This window comes from Acinetobacter sp. T63 (assembly GCF_053852345.1).
Genome location: NZ_CM132659.1, coordinates 2,640,146 through 2,656,035, shown reverse-complemented (window position 1 = coordinate 2,656,035; position 15,890 = coordinate 2,640,146). Strand labels below are relative to the sequence as shown.

At 47.6% G+C, this 15,890-nt stretch carries 17 protein-coding genes; 6 read left to right on the top strand and 11 right to left on the bottom strand.

Going from position 1 to position 15,890, the window contains the following annotated elements; genetic code table 11:
* Positions 1-15 precede the first annotated feature (15 nt).
* Positions 16-606: a hypothetical protein gene (locus tag ACVLR6_RS12785; RefSeq protein ID WP_455995370.1), complete on the top strand. Its 591-nt coding sequence runs from the start codon at positions 16-18 to the stop codon at positions 604-606.
* Positions 607-612: 6 nt separating this feature from the next.
* On the opposite strand, the gene ACVLR6_RS12780 is transcribed toward ACVLR6_RS12785, so the two are convergent.
* On the bottom strand, positions 613-1,239 hold the full coding sequence (locus ACVLR6_RS12780; RefSeq protein WP_168384184.1) for a class I SAM-dependent methyltransferase: 627 nt from the start codon (positions 1,237-1,239) through the stop codon (positions 613-615).
* Between the two features lie 200 nt (positions 1,240-1,439).
* On the opposite strand from ACVLR6_RS12780, the gene ACVLR6_RS12775 reads away from it, so the two are divergent.
* Positions 1,440-1,973, top strand: a complete 534-nt coding sequence (locus tag ACVLR6_RS12775; protein WP_370459245.1) for a hypothetical protein — start codon at positions 1,440-1,442, stop codon at positions 1,971-1,973.
* Positions 1,974-2,028: 55 nt separating this feature from the next.
* On the top strand, positions 2,029-2,448 hold the full coding sequence (locus ACVLR6_RS12770; protein ID WP_035363407.1) for a protease inhibitor I42 family protein: 420 nt from the start codon (positions 2,029-2,031) through the stop codon (positions 2,446-2,448).
* A gap of 57 nt (positions 2,449-2,505) precedes the next feature.
* Here the strand turns inward: ACVLR6_RS12770 and ACVLR6_RS12765 are convergent, their stop codons facing one another.
* Positions 2,506-2,838 (bottom strand): HopJ type III effector protein, encoded by a 333-nt coding sequence (locus ACVLR6_RS12765; protein WP_035363454.1) that lies wholly within the window; start codon positions 2,836-2,838, stop codon positions 2,506-2,508.
* Between the two features lie 173 nt (positions 2,839-3,011).
* Between ACVLR6_RS12765 and crcB the strand changes: the two genes are divergently transcribed.
* Positions 3,012-3,392 carry a fluoride efflux transporter CrcB gene (gene crcB / locus ACVLR6_RS12760; protein ID WP_168414320.1) on the top strand — a complete coding sequence of 127 codons (381 nt, stop codon included), beginning with the start codon at positions 3,012-3,014 and terminating at the stop codon, positions 3,390-3,392.
* Positions 3,393-3,498: 106 nt separating this feature from the next.
* Here crcB and ACVLR6_RS12755 read toward each other — a convergent pair whose 3' ends face one another.
* The 4 genes from ACVLR6_RS12755 to ACVLR6_RS12740 form a co-directional block, all read right to left on the bottom strand.
* Complete coding sequence (locus tag ACVLR6_RS12755; RefSeq protein WP_005180368.1) at positions 3,499-3,756, bottom strand: type B 50S ribosomal protein L31; 258 nt, start codon at positions 3,754-3,756, stop codon at positions 3,499-3,501.
* Between the two features lie 108 nt (positions 3,757-3,864).
* Entirely contained in the window at positions 3,865-5,163 is a 1,299-nt protein-coding gene (locus ACVLR6_RS12750; protein WP_016658508.1) for an ABC1 kinase family protein, read from the bottom strand.
* Positions 5,164-5,319: 156 nt separating this feature from the next.
* The gene (locus ACVLR6_RS12745) at positions 5,320-6,618 is read right to left on the bottom strand and encodes an MATE family efflux transporter (RefSeq protein WP_075168245.1); all 1,299 of its coding nucleotides are present in this window, start codon (positions 6,616-6,618) and stop codon (positions 5,320-5,322) included.
* A 91-nt stretch (positions 6,619-6,709) separates the two neighbouring features.
* Positions 6,710-7,168 carry a DMT family transporter gene (locus ACVLR6_RS12740; protein ID WP_455996190.1) on the bottom strand — a complete coding sequence of 153 codons (459 nt, stop codon included), beginning with the start codon at positions 7,166-7,168 and terminating at the stop codon, positions 6,710-6,712.
* A gap of 127 nt (positions 7,169-7,295) precedes the next feature.
* Between ACVLR6_RS12740 and hemW the strand changes: the two genes are divergently transcribed.
* Complete coding sequence (gene hemW / locus ACVLR6_RS12735) at positions 7,296-8,450, top strand: radical SAM family heme chaperone HemW (RefSeq protein ID WP_168397462.1); 1,155 nt, start codon at positions 7,296-7,298, stop codon at positions 8,448-8,450.
* Positions 8,451-8,541: 91 nt separating this feature from the next.
* Here hemW and ACVLR6_RS12730 read toward each other — a convergent pair whose 3' ends face one another.
* The 4 genes from ACVLR6_RS12730 to hemF all read right to left on the bottom strand — a co-directional run bounded on the left by ACVLR6_RS12730 (position 8,542) and on the right by hemF (position 13,135).
* The gene (locus tag ACVLR6_RS12730; protein ID WP_160242773.1) at positions 8,542-10,365 is read right to left on the bottom strand and encodes an acyl-CoA dehydrogenase C-terminal domain-containing protein; all 1,824 of its coding nucleotides are present in this window, start codon (positions 10,363-10,365) and stop codon (positions 8,542-8,544) included.
* A 409-nt stretch (positions 10,366-10,774) separates the two neighbouring features.
* Positions 10,775-11,563 carry a shikimate dehydrogenase gene (aroE, locus tag ACVLR6_RS12725; RefSeq protein ID WP_168397463.1) on the bottom strand — a complete coding sequence of 263 codons (789 nt, stop codon included), beginning with the start codon at positions 11,561-11,563 and terminating at the stop codon, positions 10,775-10,777.
* Positions 11,564-11,779: 216 nt separating this feature from the next.
* Positions 11,780-11,989: a hypothetical protein gene (locus tag ACVLR6_RS12720; protein WP_016658513.1), complete on the bottom strand. Its 210-nt coding sequence runs from the start codon at positions 11,987-11,989 to the stop codon at positions 11,780-11,782.
* A 204-nt stretch (positions 11,990-12,193) separates the two neighbouring features.
* On the bottom strand, positions 12,194-13,135 hold the full coding sequence (gene hemF, locus ACVLR6_RS12715) for an oxygen-dependent coproporphyrinogen oxidase (RefSeq protein ID WP_104470047.1): 942 nt from the start codon (positions 13,133-13,135) through the stop codon (positions 12,194-12,196).
* A gap of 235 nt (positions 13,136-13,370) precedes the next feature.
* Between hemF and hemN the strand changes: the two genes are divergently transcribed.
* Positions 13,371-14,744: an oxygen-independent coproporphyrinogen III oxidase gene (gene hemN / locus ACVLR6_RS12710; protein ID WP_455995367.1), complete on the top strand. Its 1,374-nt coding sequence runs from the start codon at positions 13,371-13,373 to the stop codon at positions 14,742-14,744.
* Positions 14,745-15,059: 315 nt separating this feature from the next.
* Here hemN and ribA read toward each other — a convergent pair whose 3' ends face one another.
* Positions 15,060-15,662 (bottom strand): GTP cyclohydrolase II, encoded by a 603-nt coding sequence (gene ribA, locus ACVLR6_RS12705; RefSeq protein ID WP_034598236.1) that lies wholly within the window; start codon positions 15,660-15,662, stop codon positions 15,060-15,062.
* Positions 15,663-15,890 lie beyond the last annotated feature (228 nt).

Sequence of the window (15,890 nt, the reverse complement as noted above, 5' to 3'; positions counted from 1 at the left end):
TGACCGAACTTTCTTGTGAATAAAATACTGCTCAGCCTAGCGGGACTGGCCCTGATGATCTGGCTGTGGTCGGAATATTTTCGTGCTATCCCGCATCTACAGCAGTCGGGGGTATTAAAGAACTTCGCGCTGGAAACTGAAGGATATTTTTCCGGGCAGTATCAGGTCGTGGCAAAACGCTACTACAGTCCGGACCGGCGGGTGATTCATCCGGCTGCACCGGTGGTGGGACATTTTAATGATCTGGCCTATGTCAGCAATATTGATCTGCTGCTGGCCAAAGACGTGTTTAGTTCATCAGAACAGGCCAAAACAGTTGATTTTGAACAGACCCAGCGCTGCTATCAGTTTCAGTTGGCGTCCACTAGCCCGCTTGCAGCACAACAGGTGATTGCCAACACGCTCAATATCAGCGCCATTGCTGCCAGCGAACAGATTGCTCAGCGCCTGCGCCGTGTTAAAGCCGGGCAGCGTATAGTGCTGCGCGGCGAGTGGGTCAAGGTGCGTTCAGTCAGCACGGGGCAGTATTTTCAGATCAACCATTACCCGCTACCAGCGAACAATTGCCGGATAGTACGGGTGCAGCAGCTTCAAGTACTGGATTAACCGCGTTTAAGCCGGTTTACGCACACGGGCCAGCAGCATCCGCTGGCCAATTTTCGGAATACCGGCCGCATCTATCTCGTATTTTTCCTGAAATTCAAAACCGGCCTGCTGTAACAGCAGCGCCAGATCGCGGTTGAGATGACAGCCATCCGCCAGCCGTTTTTGTAGCGGCGTGAGTAGATGCTGCAAGCGTTGAATATATAAATTTTCAGGATGCAGCACATGCTCGACCAGATGCAGGCAACCACCCGGTTTCAGTACCCGATAAATTTCGGCCAGACACTGTTCAATCTGTTGCACGCTGCATAAGGTCCAGGTTGATACTACATGCTCCAGACGATTATCGGCAAAATCCAGCTGCTCAGCTTTGCCAGCCAGATGCTCCACCAGAATGGCACTGTCACGAATCCGTGTTTCGGCCAGCTGGAAAATCTCCAGGTTTGGCTCCAGCGCATAGACTACATCGACATTTTGGTAAAAGGGTAAATTCAGCCCGGTGCCAAAGCCAATCTCCAGTACCTCACCCTCAATTGGCAGCAGCAATTCACGGCGTAAATCCATCAGGCTCGGCGTCTGCATCACCTGATTCAGCAGGTGTGGGAAAATATGCTGTTGATAGAATTTATAAAGCATTGAAATCACATATTTTTATTTAATCTATGTTTATTTTAACTGAGCCGCGCAGGCAAAGACAAAAATGAGACCAAAGGTAACTATTTTCTTACCATTTCTTTATTTTCTGCTGATCAACATCAATTAATATCAAAGATATATCTGTTCTGACTGAAGGATCTGAGACTCTCATGAAGCTGCGCTTTGGACTTATTTCGTTTATGACGGCCGCCTTGTTACAGACCAGTGCCATGGCATCGGTCGACTATAATATTGCCAAAGGGTTAGCGCCGGCATCTGCCGATCAGTCGATTTCGGTCTTGCAGTCCTTTCGTGGCGATTTCCGGATTTTAGGTTCAAAAACCTATACCGATGATGAACAGGCCAAGTTTTCTCCGATTGATTATGCCGTGAGCTGGGGCCTGTTTGCAGAGCCGGAAATTGCCCGGCATATTACGGTAAATCAGTATGACCGCTATTTAAACTGGAAGATGGATCGTTTGCCGGTGCCAGCAGAGCAGGCCATGCAGATGGTTTCCAATATGCACATCATTCCGGCCAATCCAAACATTGCCAAACAGATTAAACAGGTCAAACGTGGTGATCTGGTGCGTTTAAGCGGGGAGTTGGTCGAAGTTAAAGACAAAGATATGGTTTGGACGTCGTCACTCACCCCGACCGATACCGGCGATGGTGCCTGTGAAGTGTTCCGGGTCAGTTCAATCCAGTGGATTGAAAAAGTAAAACGCAGTTAATGTGGCCTGACCGGTAAAATGTAGCGGCAGGGGAATGTCGATGAATCATAGGTGGATGAATCATAGCAAGACGCTCATTCTCTGTAGCTGGCTGGGGCTGTTGACCCTCAGCGGTTGTGGCAGTGTCAGTACCCCGGTCGATGGTACTCATGTTTATCATGCCGATCAGCAATGTCCGGCACTGTTAAATTTAAAGATCGGGGAAACTCTAGAATTGCGTCTGGCAGAAAATCCAGCCACCGGCTATCACTGGTCGGTGATGCAACATCCGTCCATCTTTAAGCTGGAAACCTTGTATCTACAGGCGGATGCAGAAAATACTCAGCATGACTCCGCGCAGTTAAATGCGGCTGGAGAAAAAACTTTCCGTTTTCGTGCGGTTCAGGTCGGTGAAGGACTGATTCATTTAAAACAGGCCAGGGCGGGAGAACCGCTTCCCTTGGCAGAATGGAAATGCCGGGTGCGCGTGGCTTAAGACCTGAACATCAGACATAAAAAAACCTCTGTTTTAGAGGTTTTTCGTTTTAAAGGCTTATTTGGCCGTCAGCGCTTCGCCTTCAAACTGTACACCAGCCCAACCTTGCTGCATAAACTGGCGGATATTCTGGTGATCGGTGGCTTCAGGCGTAGCCAGTACCGCCGCATAGTGTTCAGCAAACAGGCTTAAGGTTTGCGCGTGGTCTAAGCCATTTAATTTGGCAAAACTCAGTACTTTGGCGCTGCCCTGGTTTTCGGTGGCGGCATTGTGTTGCTGGCCATTGCTAAACGCAGTTGGCGTGTGGGTATAACGTGCATCAATATAGGCAATCACATCGGCAAAGTTCGCTTTGCCTGCATGCAGCTGGGCCAATAAATCTTGAGCCATCATGTTCTCAGTCCATAGAAAAAATTGGTAAAAGCCCTGCGACAATAGCATGTTTTTTCGCAGGGGTTTAGCCTATTTCGGCCTCAATTTTTGCACCCATTAGATGAAAAAATCTGCGCTTTGGCCCAACTTGTGGATAAAATGGCAGTTATACACATGGGAATCAACACGACATGAATTGGCTTTGGGTGGCATTGGGTGGAGCAATCGGGGCAAGTCTACGCTATGGCCTGAGTCTGTGGCTATTTAAGCCCGGTGTGTTATTTCCCTGGCCGACCTGGTCGGTGAATCTGCTCGGCTGTTTTGCTGCCGGAATATTCTTTGCCTTCAGCCAAAAGTTCCCGGTACTACAACAGGAGCTTCGACTGTTTCTAATGGTGGGTATTTTAGGCGGCTTTACCACCTTTTCCAGTTTTGGGCTGGAAACCTTTCAATTGCTGAAACAGGGACACACCAGCGTGGCGTTAATGTATGTGATCTCAAGTGTGATTTTGGGTGTGCTCTGTCTGGCGGTGGGTTTTTATCTGTTTCAGGTGCTATTAAATACGCAATAAAAAACAGGAAAATCAACTGCATAAAATAAAAAAATGAAGCCTAGCTGGAGATAAAGGTCTAGACTTCATAAAGGATGTGTATGCCAATTTTTTTCTACTGCGCGGCTTAGTCCTTGCTGCGTTTAAAACGGGCAAAGCGTTTATTGAAGCTGGCGACACGGCCTTCATTGCTGGCCTGACGCTGCTCACCGGTATAAAACGGATGCGAAGCACTGGAAATATCTAAAGTCATATAGGGATAGATTCTGCCCTGATATTCCTTAGTCTGCTGCGGTTTCAGGGTGCTGCCAATAATAAAATAGGCATCGGCATTGGTGTCGTGAAACAGCACTTCCTGATATTCGGGATGGATCTCTGGACGCATAACAATTCCTCATGTTTGCTGAATAATGTAATGTTATAACGTAACAAATAAAAAGTAAAGTCAGCCCGAATGGGTCATTCGGGCTCAGTGTGGTTTTTAATATATGGTTTAAGCGTGTGGTGGAACCAGTTCTTCAAACAGATCATTTAAATTGTCATGCACTTTTAAATGAATCAGGTTCCAGTAATGACCCGACACCGTGCGGTTGACCATTAAGGTATCGGGTGATGGCTTGAATACATCCCAATATTTTAACGAGGGTTTCATCAGTTCCATACCATCATGATGGGCCGAGTTTTCGGCAAAATCATAATCGGTGGTCAAAGGGCGCATCAGCACTTCCAGCCAGGCCTGATACAGTTCTGGCGGGAATTTTCCTTGCTCGGACAGGGAGTGCAGGGCAGTCAGTTCCTGTTCCATTAAGGCAATATTCTGGGCACGGCCGGCCTGAATCAGCGCTTTAAAATGCTGCACAATGTCATTGGACAAGGTCTTCACACCGCCGTAATCATAAATAATCACGCTGCCATCTTCACGGAAGGCAAAGTTACCCGGATGCGGGTCACAGTGGAAACGCTTGAGATAGAAAATTTCCTGACCAATAGCGCGAAACAGCCGGCGTCCCAGTTCATTCCGGGTCGCCAGTGGCCACTGGCTGGCGGTTTCAATACTGTCACCCTGTTCCAGACTTAACGTTAAAATATGCCGGGTCGAATAGTCCTTAAAGACCTGCGGAATAATAATTTTACTGTCCAGCGCCTGATGGAAGGTACGCGCCACTTCCAGGTTTTGTGCTTCAATCTGGTAGTTCAGCTCATTGTCCAGACTGTCCTGAATTTCCTGGAACAGTTTGTCCTGCAATTTGCGGTCAATTTTTAACACACCCATTAAACGCAAGGCCAGACGCACCTGTTTCAGGTCACTTTCACAGGCTTCATCGACACCCGGATACTGGATTTTCACTACCACCTGTTCACCCGTCGGCAAAATTGCCTTATGTACCTGGCCAATGGACGCGGCGGCAAATGGGGTTTCATCAAAATGCTGGAAAATCTGCGCGAGGGGCTTGCCCAGTTCTTTTTCGATTTGTGCCTGAATTTCGGCAAAAGGCATGGGCGGTGCCTGACGTTGTAATTTGCTGATGGCCCGCGCCACTTCTGGTGGGAAAATATCTTTATATTGCGAGGCAATTTGCCCCACTTTCATGACCGCACCTTTCATTTCTCCCAAGGTATCGGCAATCTGGATACCAATATCCTGAAACAGTTTGCTGCGTGCGGCATTCTTCTGCTCGTCATCGGCAGAAAAGTTTTTAATTGAATTGGAAACGGTTTTGGTGGCGATACTGGCGGTCATACTGGCCAGTTTCATAAAGCGACGACCCGGTGTACTAGCCGTTTTTGCCATGCGAGGTTCCTTAAGATCATCTTGACTATCTGCCTTGAGCATACCGGCAGTTGGGTGAAAAGCCTACTTTAAATTGTTAATAAGCAAATTCACTACATGTTGCACATCAAAAAGCCGGCGGTAATGGCCGGCTAAAGATGATGAGAGGCGAATCGCTTAGCTGCTTTGACTCAGGCGCTGGTTGTTCATATACAACCGGATCAATAACAGCACACAGGCCACGCTCAAGCCGACAATCAGGCCGACCCAGACCCCGGCGGCGCCCATGCTGCCAAAGCGGGAAAAGTATACCCCGACCGGAAAGGCAATGACCCAGTAGGCCAGCATGGTAATCCACATTGGGCCTTTGGTGTCCTGCATACCGCGCAAACAGCCGGCTGCACTAATTTGCCAGGCATCCATTAGCTGGTAGGCAATTGCAAACAGCAGCAGATACATTGCCACCTGTGCCACATCGACATCCGAGGTATAAATCGAAATAATTTCCGGACGGAACAGCCACATAAAACTCATGGTCATAAAGGCCAGCAGGGTTGCGGTAATCAGCCCCAAATACTGCACGCGGCGCATGGCAGCCCAGTTTTTTTCACCATAATAGGTGCCAATGCGGATGGTCAGTGCAATGGCTAGAGACATCGGAATCATAAACAGCTGTGAGGTCACCGACATGGCAATCTGGTGTGCTGCTACCAGCGTTTCCCCTAAGGGGCTAATCACGATGGCTGCGGTACTGAAAATACTGACTTCAAAGAAAATTGCCAAACCAATCGGCAGGCCGAGCATTAAAATCCGTTTCATCCAGTAACGGTCGATGGGTTCCCAGCGGGTGAAAATCTGGGTGCTTTGGTAGGCGCTGCTTTTGGAAATGTACAGCGCCAGGGTAATAAACATCAGCCACTGTAAAATGGCCGTGGCAAAGCCGCAGCCGGCACTGCCCAGTTCAGGCAGCGGCCCTAAACCATACATAAAGATCAGGTTCAACGGCACCAGTACTACCAGCGCCAGCAGACTGATGACCGTTACCGGCCGTGGATAACCCAGCGCCTCGGAATAGCCACGTAGCGCAGCATACATGGTCACCGCCGGCATACCAAACCCAATGGCATGCAGAAACAGTCCAGCTTTCGGTTGCAGGCTTTCTGGTACTCCAAGCAGCGGCAATAACAGCGGTGCCAGCTGTAAAATCAGGCAGGCAATCCAGCCCAAAATAAACGCCACCCATAACGATTGCCGGGCAATGGTGGCAATTTTTTCCGGTGTACGCGCACCATTGGCCTCGGCCACCAGCGGCGTGGTGGCAATCATGATGCCGCTAAACAGCAGCATCACCGGAAGCCACAGCCCCACACCGACTGCAATTGCGGCTAAATCGGTCGGTGAAAACTGACCGGCCATAATGGTATCAATTAGCCCCAGACCGGCCTGGGCAAATTGCGTCACCAGAATCGGAATCATTAAACGGAACAGTTGTTTTAATTCAAAACGTGTGCTGCCAAGCGTAGCCACAGTTATTACCCATATTCATCATGTGCTTAGAACAGAGCGATTAGCGTTGTAAAGTGAGAAGCACACCTATAAAAATCACCACGCCACCCAGAAGACGTTGCCAGTTGATGGGTGCTTTTTCTGTGCCCAGGACACCAAAATGATCGACCAGCATCGACATGGCAATCTGGCCAAACAGGATTAAACCGGTCAGGGTGAGATAGCCGAGTTTCGGTGCTGCATAAATACTTAAACTGATGGCATAGACCCCTAACACACCGCCCAGCCACATATACCAGGGTAAATGGATGATCTCGTGCAGATTGGGTTTGGGAACCTGTTGAAAAAACACCAAAATAGCCAGCACTATTGTACCAATCAAAAACGAGAAAAGGGCAGCCTGCAAAGGAGAATATAAATATTCGCGTAGCTGGGTATTGATGGCGGTTTGCAGGGTCATGGCAATCCCGATCCCCATGGCCAGTGGCATTAAAAGCAGTAATTGCGAAGATATTTTCATCATTCTAACACGCTAATTCTTCTGTAATTTTTTCTAGTGTAGCGGTATTCGCTGTGAGATTTTATCGGTGTCCTGATGCAGTCATGTTAAAATATGCATCTTCCTTTGCTGTTTTTGAGCTTGTTCCTTGGCTGAATTGAATCCTGCGTCTGTTCCCTTGTCCCTCTATATTCACATGCCGTGGTGTGTGCGCAAGTGTCCGTATTGCGACTTTAACTCGCATGCCGTCCCGGATGGCAAACTGTCACTAGATTTGGAGCAGCAATATTTACAGGCTTTGGTCGCCGATTTTAATACGCAGCTGGAATTTGCCCAGGGCCGTGAAATTCACAGTGTGTTTATTGGCGGTGGGACCCCATCGCTGATTTCAGCAGTCGGTTATCAATGGCTGTTTACACAGCTTAAAGCGCTGTTGCCGTTTCAAGACGATTGCGAAATTACCTTAGAGGCCAATCCGGGCACCATTGAACATGATCCTTTTGCCGGTTATCTGGCAGCGGGAATTAACCGCCTGTCAATTGGGGTACAAAGTTTTAATAGCGATCATTTGCAAAAACTGGGCCGGATTCATAGCCAGAGCGATGCGCTTTCAGCGATTCACTTGGCGCGTGAGGCCGGCTTTCAGCGCATTAACGTCGATTTGATGCATGGTCTACCGGAACAAAGCTTAGAGCAGGCTTTGCTTGATTTAAAACTGGCAGTCGAAAGTGGTGCAACGCATGTGTCGTGGTATCAATTGACCATCGAACCCAATACGGTATTTTTCCGAACCCAACCTTTGCTGCCAAATGATGAAGTACTCGAAGCGATTCAAGAACAAGGTGAAGCCTATCTAAAAGCCCAAGGCTTTATCAATTATGAAGTGTCGGCATGGCGTAAAGAACAGCCTTCGGCACATAACTTAAATTATTGGCAGTTTGGTGATTATCTGGCGATTGGCGCTGGCGCACATGGCAAAGTCACCCGACCAGATGGGGTATACCGTTTCCAGAAAACCCGTCTGCCAAAAGATTATCTGGCCAAGGTGCCGGCCGAGCATGGACAGTTCAAACGGATTACCGTTGAGGAGATGCCGTTCGAGTTTATGATGAATGCACTGCGCCTGAATGCCGGCGTCGATGCGAAACTTTATGCAGAACGTACCGGTTTAAGTCTGGATGATTTGGCACCGGTATTAACCTCACTACGTCAGCGCAAGTTGCTGGTGGAAGATGCCAGCCGGCTGGCCTGTACTGAACAGGGGCATGTGTTTTTAAATTCGGTGCTGGAAGAGTTTTTATAACAATCCAAAACCTTCGCTTAGGATATTCACTATTTTTACAGCATCCATAAAAAAGACCGCTTGCGCGGTCTTTTCTTTTTGGGGCTTTGACTTAGTAGTCGAAGCTAAAATGTTCTGGTGCTAATGCAGTCATGGTTTTAGATGGATTGACCATCGCTTCGGCATGACCTTGGGTACGTGGCAATAAGCGTTCAAAGTAGAAATCTGCCACTTTGATTTTCGCTTTGTAGAACTCTGGGGTTTCTGCGCCATCATTCGATGCCAGTTTGGCCGATGCAACGGCCGCCTGCTGTGCCCAGAAGTAAGCCATCATCACATAACCCGAGAACATCAGGAAGTCGACAGAGGCACTTGAGACGATATCGCGGTCTTTACGTGCTGCCAGCATGATGCGTACCGTCAGGGCATTCCACTGCGCGCATAGCTTGGTTAAGTCCCAGGCAAAACGGCGCATGTATTTATTGCGAGCATGCTGACCACAGAATTTCAGAATTTCTGCGGTATAGTCACGAATCACTTTACCTTTTGAGGTCAGCAGCACTTTACGGCCAATCAGGTCAAGCGCCTGTACACCGGTGGTGCCTTCATACAGGGTTGAGATACGCGAGTCACGTACAATCTGTTCCATGCCCCATTCTTTGATATAACCATGACCACCATAAACCTGCATGCCGTGGTTGGCTGCTTCATAGCCCATTTCAGTCAGGAAGCCTTTTAGAATTGGAGTATAGAAACCGAGGTGATCATCATGCTGTTCAAAGGCAGTAGTATCGCCACGCTCCAGAGCATCAGTCATCTTGTCGGCAATTTGTGCAGCATGATAAATCATGGCACGACCGCCTTCAGCAATGGCTTTTTGTGTTAGCAGCATACGGCGTACATCGGCATGGTGAATAATGGCATCGGCCACTTTTTCCGGATCTTTTTTACCGGACAGGGCACGCATTGACATCCGTTCTTTGGCATACGGTAAAGCACCCTGGAAGGCCAGTTCCGCATGACAGATCCCCTGAATCGCGGTACCAATACGGGCAGTATTCATAAAGGTGAACATGGCATGCAGGCCTTTGTTCGGCTCGCCAATTAAATAACCCACCGCATTGTCAAAGTTCAGCACTGCGGTTGCTGACGCGCGAATCCCCATTTTGTGTTCAATTGAACCACAGGTCACCGGGTTACGCTCACCCACGCCACCATCTGCAGATGGCAGGAATTTCGGTACGATAAACAGGGAAATGCCTTTGGTGCCGGCTGGAGCATCCGGTAAACGTGCCAGCACAATATGGACAATATTTTCGGTCAGGTCATGTTCACCGGCAGAAATAAAGATTTTGGTGCCTGAAATGGCATAAGTGCCGTCGGCTTGCGGTTCTGCTTTGGTTTTCACCTGACCTAAGTCAGTACCACATTGTGGCTCGGTCAAACACATGGTTCCTGACCAGGTGCCTGCCACCAGATGCGGCAGATAGGTATCTTTTTGTTCGTCTGTACCGTACTGGATAATGGTGTTGATACAGCCCACACTTAAACCCGGATACATCTGAAATGACCAGTTGGCGGTGCCCATCATTTCAGATTTGATCAGGTTTAACGACATTGGCAGGTTTTGACCGCCGTACTGTTCTGGATAAGACAGACCTTGCCAGCCGCTTTGCACAAACTGGTCATAGGCTTCTTTAAAGCCTTTTGGCGTTTTCACTTCGCCATTTTCAAAATGACAGCCTTCCTGGTCGCCGGTCTGGTTCAAAGGAGAGAGGACATTTTCACAAAAATCAGCCGCCCCTTCGAGAATCATGTCGACTGTTTCTGGATCTGCTGCTTCACCGTTAGACAAAGTTTGATAATGTGCTGGATAGTCAAACACTTCATTCATTAAGAAACGAATGTCGTGTAAAGGCGCTTTATATGCTGGCATAACATTAATCCTGATTTAAAAATAGTTTTGGATTATCTGATCGGATAGTTTGATTATTCACACTGCGCATCAAAATACATTGATGTTGAATTCAGTTAAAAATGTCAGAAAAGCGAATCAATAGAATCTTATAGACGTGGGATCAGTTCTAATTTAGGAGAAAATCCTGCCCTTGTCACCACTGTTTTTTGTATTCTATTTATTTAAATTATAACAAAATAAAACATAAGTGAGCATGATCTAGGACCAAAGCCTAATAGCGGCAAAGATGTTTAAATCTGGGCAAATCGGTTGCCATATTTGTGTCATTAAATCCAATCATAATACGGGTTAATTGTGCAGCCCAAAGGCTAGGCATAAAAAAAGAACCGTGCAAGATCGGTTCTTTTTCTGGGCAAAATCGCAGATTTTAAAGAAAATCTTTTAAATCGGGTTTGACCCCATTCCAGATTGAAAACGATTCAATTGCCTGTCCGACCAGCATGCCAAAGCCTTCCGAGGTTGGAATCTGACGGGCCTTGGCCTGTTCCAGAAAACTGGAGGGCTTGCCATAGGCCATTTCATAGGCATGTTGAAATTGCAGCGCGTCCGGCAGAATTAAAGCATCGCCACTCAAGCTGGCCGATGTCGCATTAATGACAATGTCAAACTCGCCCGCTAGTGCATCCAGACCAATGGCGGACAGTTCGGCCTGTGGTACGGCTTGCTGCAAATCAGCCACCAGCTGTTCGGCGCGCGCCAGAGTACGGTTGGCAATCACCACTTTTTTGACGCCGGCCTGAACCAGCGGATAAATCACGCCACGGGTGGCGCCGCCGGCACCAATAATCAGAATCTTGGTATTGTCCAAATTCCAGTTCAGCGCACGAATGGCATCGACCAGCCCTTGACCATCGGTATTGTCCCCATGCAGCTGGCCATCTTGCATCCACAAGGTATTTACAGCTTTGGCGGTTTTGGCCCGTTCGCTGAGTACATCACACAAGGCAAAGGCCTGTTCTTTAAACGGCACGGTGACATTCATGCCCACCCCACCTTCGGCAAAGAATTCACGAATATTGGCTTCAAAACCATCCAGCGGTGCCAGGCGTTTGCGATAGACCAGATCAACCCCGGTTTTTTCGGCAAAGGCATGATGCAGTTCTGGAGAGCGGGACTGTTCAATCGGGTTGCCCACAACGGCAAATTGTTTGCGCATTTTCACATGATCCATGTGCTGAAATGCCCATCAATATACGCCAAATCGGGCAGGGGCTAAAGTCTGCAAATGATGAACAATTGGAATAAATCCAATAAGCAAAACGACACAATCGGGTGTCGGGCAGGGAAGAGAGGGATAAGGTAAAAGGAGAGAAAATCGAATAGAGAAAAATAAAAAGATGAAAAACAGTCTGATCTGTAAACCTGTGATGACTTAAGGATTACAGATATCTAAAATAGTGTCTAAAACCAGTAAGACCGAAGTAAAAACCAGAGCAATCAGGGCAAAAACACTGGCCACAATCGACAGGCTGTCACTTAAAGGATGTTCGAAAATAAAGGTAATGCTGAGAGAGCAGACTAGAAGACTGAGAATCAGCCAGAACAGCAGGCCTTTGTGTTGAGCAATAAAATTTTGCAGCATGGGAGCGTTCCTTAAATCGATACTGGCTTAATTCCATCTTTCGCCAGACGCATTAAACCAAGACTATAGAGTCTACTCGCTTTAAATGAAAGTCTTATGAAGAGTTGGCGAAAAAGTGTATGCAAATATATTTAAATGTATGCACCTTGCAAGCGTGTGTTGCAAGAAAAAAGCTACCACTATTTGCGGTAGCTTTTTAGACATTTATTGTAGTTCGCGTAGCCAGTCATGCGGCTTTAAATAATAGTCGGTGAGTTTTTTCTCTGCGGAATCGGCATCCCATTCCGGGCGATAACTCCAGCCGGCCAGATTGGGCAAGCTGACCAAAATGGATTCAATCCGGCCGCCAGTTTGCAGGCCGAACAGGGTACCGCGGTCATAGACCAGGTTATATTCCACATAGCGACCACGACGATAGAGCTGGAATTCACGCTGCGCTTCGGTATAAGGTTTATCCTGATTGCGTTTAAAAATCGGCAAAATCGCTTCCAGATAGCCATTGCCCACCGCCTGAATATATTCAAAACAGGTGTCAAAATCCCACTGGTTTAAATCATCAAAAAACAGGCCGCCCACTCCACGCTGTTCATCGCGATGTTTCAGATAGAAATAGTCATCACACCACTGTTTATGTTCGGCATAGACCTGCTCGCCAAAGGGCGCACATAAGTCATGTGCCGTCTGATGCCAGGACAGGACATCTTCATCATTCGGATAAAACGGGGTCAGATCAAACCCACCGCCAAACCACCAGATCGGGTCCTGGCCTTCGGGTTCGGCCACAAATAAACGCACATTGGCATGTGAGGTTGGGACATTTGGATTTTTTGGATGAATCACCAGGGATACACCCATGGCCTGCGCTTTGGCACCGGCAATGCCAGGATGGCGTTCGGTTGCTGAGGCAGGTAGTTTGGAGATGTTAATATGCGAGAACATCACCCCGCCTTTTTCAATCACGCTGCCGTTTTGTAAGACCCGGGAACGGCCACCGCCCCCTTCAGGGCGCTGCCAGTCATCAATTACAAATTCAGCCGTACCGCCGCCGGCCCGTTCCTGTTGTTCTAACGCGGCACAGATGCGCGCCTGTAAATCGAGAAGAAATTCACGTACGCGTTGAATATCAGCGGAGGTTGGATGCTGCATGATGACACTCATGAATAAAAAACAATAAGCACATCAAAGCACAGATTGGTAAAAAAATTAAGAGGGGGAGGACTGCTGTACGCTGCGCATGGTTGATCTAAGTGAAGAGGCAACAGCATGAGCTTCTCGATTCCCGACCAAAAGGCTAGGTTGAATTCCTGTTTTAAGCTCCGCACAATAGTGAATACGGGCCTTGTGCCTACCTCATAGGGTCAATTGCAGTGGAGCAATGTAGATGTTGAAACCGGCCAGTTCTCTCGTACAAAAATACAATGTTCCAGGACCCCGCTATACCAGTTATCCGACCGTACCGTATTGGGAAGAGGCCAGTTTTTCTCGCGAGGCCTGGCAGCAAAGTCTGCAACGCGCGTTTGCTGAATCCAATGCCAGCGAAGGCATCAGCCTGTATATCCATCTGCCCTTCTGCGAAAGTTTATGTACCTTTTGCGGTTGCCATAAGCGCGTGACCAAACGCCATGAAGTGGAGCAACCGTATATTCAGGCGGTGCTGAAAGAGTGGGATTTATATTGCCAGTTGCTGCCAGACCGGCCGATGATTAAAGAAATCCATTTGGGTGGCGGCACGCCGACTTTCTTTTCTGTAGCCCATTTACAGCAGCTGATTCAGGGCATTCTGGGCAAAGCCACAGTGGCGCCCGAGCATGAATTCAGTTTTGAAGGCCATCCGAACAATACCACTCGTGAACATTTGCAAGCGCTGTATGATCTGGGCTTTCGCCGGGTCAGCTATGGCGTGCAGGACTATAATGAAAAGGTCCAGAAAGCCATCCACCGGATTCAGCCTTATGAACATGTGCAGCGTGTGACCGAATGGGCGCGTGATATTGGCTACACGTCAATTTCGCATGATCTGGTTTTTGGTCTGCCTTTTCAGAATCTGGACGATGTTCTAAATACCATTCAGCAGACCACCCAGTTAAATCCGGACCGTCTGGCCTTTTATAGTTATGCGCATGTACCGTGGATTAAAGGCAATGGCCAGCGCGGTTTTAAAGATGATGATGTGCCAAAAGATGAACTGAAACGTACCCTGTATGAAGAGGGCAAGAAAAAACTGCTGGCGCATGGTTATCATGAAATTGGCATGGATCATTTTGCCCTGAAAAGCGATGCCATGTATCAGGCTTTTCAGCAGGGCAGTCTGCACCGTAACTTTATGGGCTATACCGCTTCCAAAACCCAGCTGATGATTGGCCTGGGATTGTCTTCGATCAGTGATAGCTGGTACAGCTTTGTGCAAAATGAAAAGACCCTGGAAGATTATTATGCGCGATTGGAACAGAACGAAATTCCGGTATTTCGCGGGCATGTATTGACCGCTGAGGACCTGATGATTCGCCGGCATATTCTGAATTTGATGTGCAGTTTCCAGACCTCTTGGGCCGAACCAGAGATGCAGTTCCCGGAATTGCCTGAGGTGCTCAAGCAGCTGGAAGAAATGCAGGAAGATGGCTTGTTAACGCTGTTTGAGGATCATTTACAGGTTACGGAGCAGGGCAAACCGTTTGTACGTAATATCTGTATGGCGTTTGATTTGCGTTTAAAACGTAAAGTACCGAGTACCCGTATTTTCTCGATGACGATTTAATTTTTATCTCATTCAATTCAGCATTCAATCACATGACCCGGCGACAGGGAGGTCGCCATTTCACTGTATGGCAGGGATGCCATATCAGTGAAATAAAGGGGTTTGGTTACTTTGCCCCGTCAAAGTAACAAAGAAAAAGCCTTCATGCAGAATGAAATGTTATTGATACAGGTAGTCTGCCAATTTGAAATAGTTTAAAAAGAAGCCATTTAATCGAGATAAGCGGAAAGGCGACATTCCTGTCGCCGGTCATTTGATTAAAAGGTGTTTTGACTCTAAAAGAGGGAAAGCTGTTTTTGGAAACCTTAAAATGACTTAGAAGTCATCTTTTTGGTACATATGCGCCATACGCTCATGTTTGGTCTTTAAATACTGCTCATTAAACGGATTTAAACCCACCGTTAACGGCACGCGATCCACCACATTAATCCCTTGTTCACGTAGCGCTTCAATCTTCAGCGGGTTATTGGTAATTAACCGCACCGCTTTGACTTGCAGATGATCCAGCATAATGCTGCACATATCATATTGACGGGCATCGGCAGGCAGATTCAGCATTAAATTGGCATCTACCGTATCATGTCCCTGATCTTGCAGGGCATAGGCGCGAATCTTGTTGGTCAGGCCAATGCCGCGTCCTTCCTGACGCAAATATAAAATCACCCCTTGTCCGGCTTCATTAATCAGACGCTGGGTGGCCTGTAATTGCGGGCCGCAATCACATTTTAATGAAGCAAAGGCATCCCCGGTTAAGCACTCGGAATGGACACGAACCAGTACCGGTTCGGTCGGGGCCTGTTCCAGACCTTTAGACAGTGCAACATGCTCTTCGCCAGTTTTCGGATCTTGAAATACAGTAATTTTAAATTCACCAAAAGCGGTTGGTAGTCTTGACGTTGCGACAAATTCTATAGGCACAGTTTTACCCGTTAAATTGTTCATGAATGCGTTAAAGTATAGCCTAATGCTCAGACATTAGTAGAATAGGATTGCTGAATTTCTGCAGAAGATTTTCTTTTTTGTAGAAAGCGAACGATAATAGTTGATAAATAGCAAGGTTATTCAGGATAATCTACGCCACCTAAACACTGCCCGACTGAAATCATTGCTCAAAACTACATCGCTAGAAATGTGGCTGATTGAAGA

Excerpts from the sequence above, each read along its gene's own strand:
- ACVLR6_RS12780 (WP_168384184.1), bottom strand. The coding sequence starts at position 1,239 with ATGCTTTATAAATTCTATCAACAGCATATTTTCCCACACCTGCTGAAT.
- ACVLR6_RS12775 (WP_370459245.1), top strand. The coding sequence starts at position 1,440 with ATGACGGCCGCCTTGTTACAGACCAGTGCCATGGCATCGGTCGACTAT.
- ACVLR6_RS12770 (WP_035363407.1), top strand. The coding sequence starts at position 2,029 with ATGAATCATAGCAAGACGCTCATTCTCTGTAGCTGGCTGGGGCTGTTG.
- ACVLR6_RS12765 (WP_035363454.1), bottom strand. The coding sequence starts at position 2,838 with ATGGCTCAAGATTTATTGGCCCAGCTGCATGCAGGCAAAGCGAACTTT.
- crcB (WP_168414320.1), top strand. The coding sequence starts at position 3,012 with ATGAATTGGCTTTGGGTGGCATTGGGTGGAGCAATCGGGGCAAGTCTA.
- ACVLR6_RS12755 (WP_005180368.1), bottom strand. The coding sequence starts at position 3,756 with ATGCGTCCAGAGATCCATCCCGAATATCAGGAAGTGCTGTTTCACGAC.
- ACVLR6_RS12750 (WP_016658508.1), bottom strand. The coding sequence starts at position 5,163 with ATGGCAAAAACGGCTAGTACACCGGGTCGTCGCTTTATGAAACTGGCC.
- ACVLR6_RS12745 (WP_075168245.1), bottom strand. The coding sequence starts at position 6,618 with ATGATTCCGATTCTGGTGACGCAATTTGCCCAGGCCGGTCTGGGGCTA.
- ACVLR6_RS12740 (WP_455996190.1), bottom strand. The coding sequence starts at position 7,168 with ATGAAAATATCTTCGCAATTACTGCTTTTAATGCCACTGGCCATGGGG.
- ACVLR6_RS12730 (WP_160242773.1), bottom strand. The coding sequence starts at position 10,365 with ATGCCAGCATATAAAGCGCCTTTACACGACATTCGTTTCTTAATGAAT.
- aroE (WP_168397463.1), bottom strand. The coding sequence starts at position 11,563 with ATGCGCAAACAATTTGCCGTTGTGGGCAACCCGATTGAACAGTCCCGC.
- ACVLR6_RS12720 (WP_016658513.1), bottom strand. The coding sequence starts at position 11,989 with ATGCTGCAAAATTTTATTGCTCAACACAAAGGCCTGCTGTTCTGGCTG.
- hemF (WP_104470047.1), bottom strand. The coding sequence starts at position 13,135 with ATGCAGCATCCAACCTCCGCTGATATTCAACGCGTACGTGAATTTCTT.
- hemN (WP_455995367.1), top strand. The coding sequence starts at position 13,371 with ATGTTGAAACCGGCCAGTTCTCTCGTACAAAAATACAATGTTCCAGGA.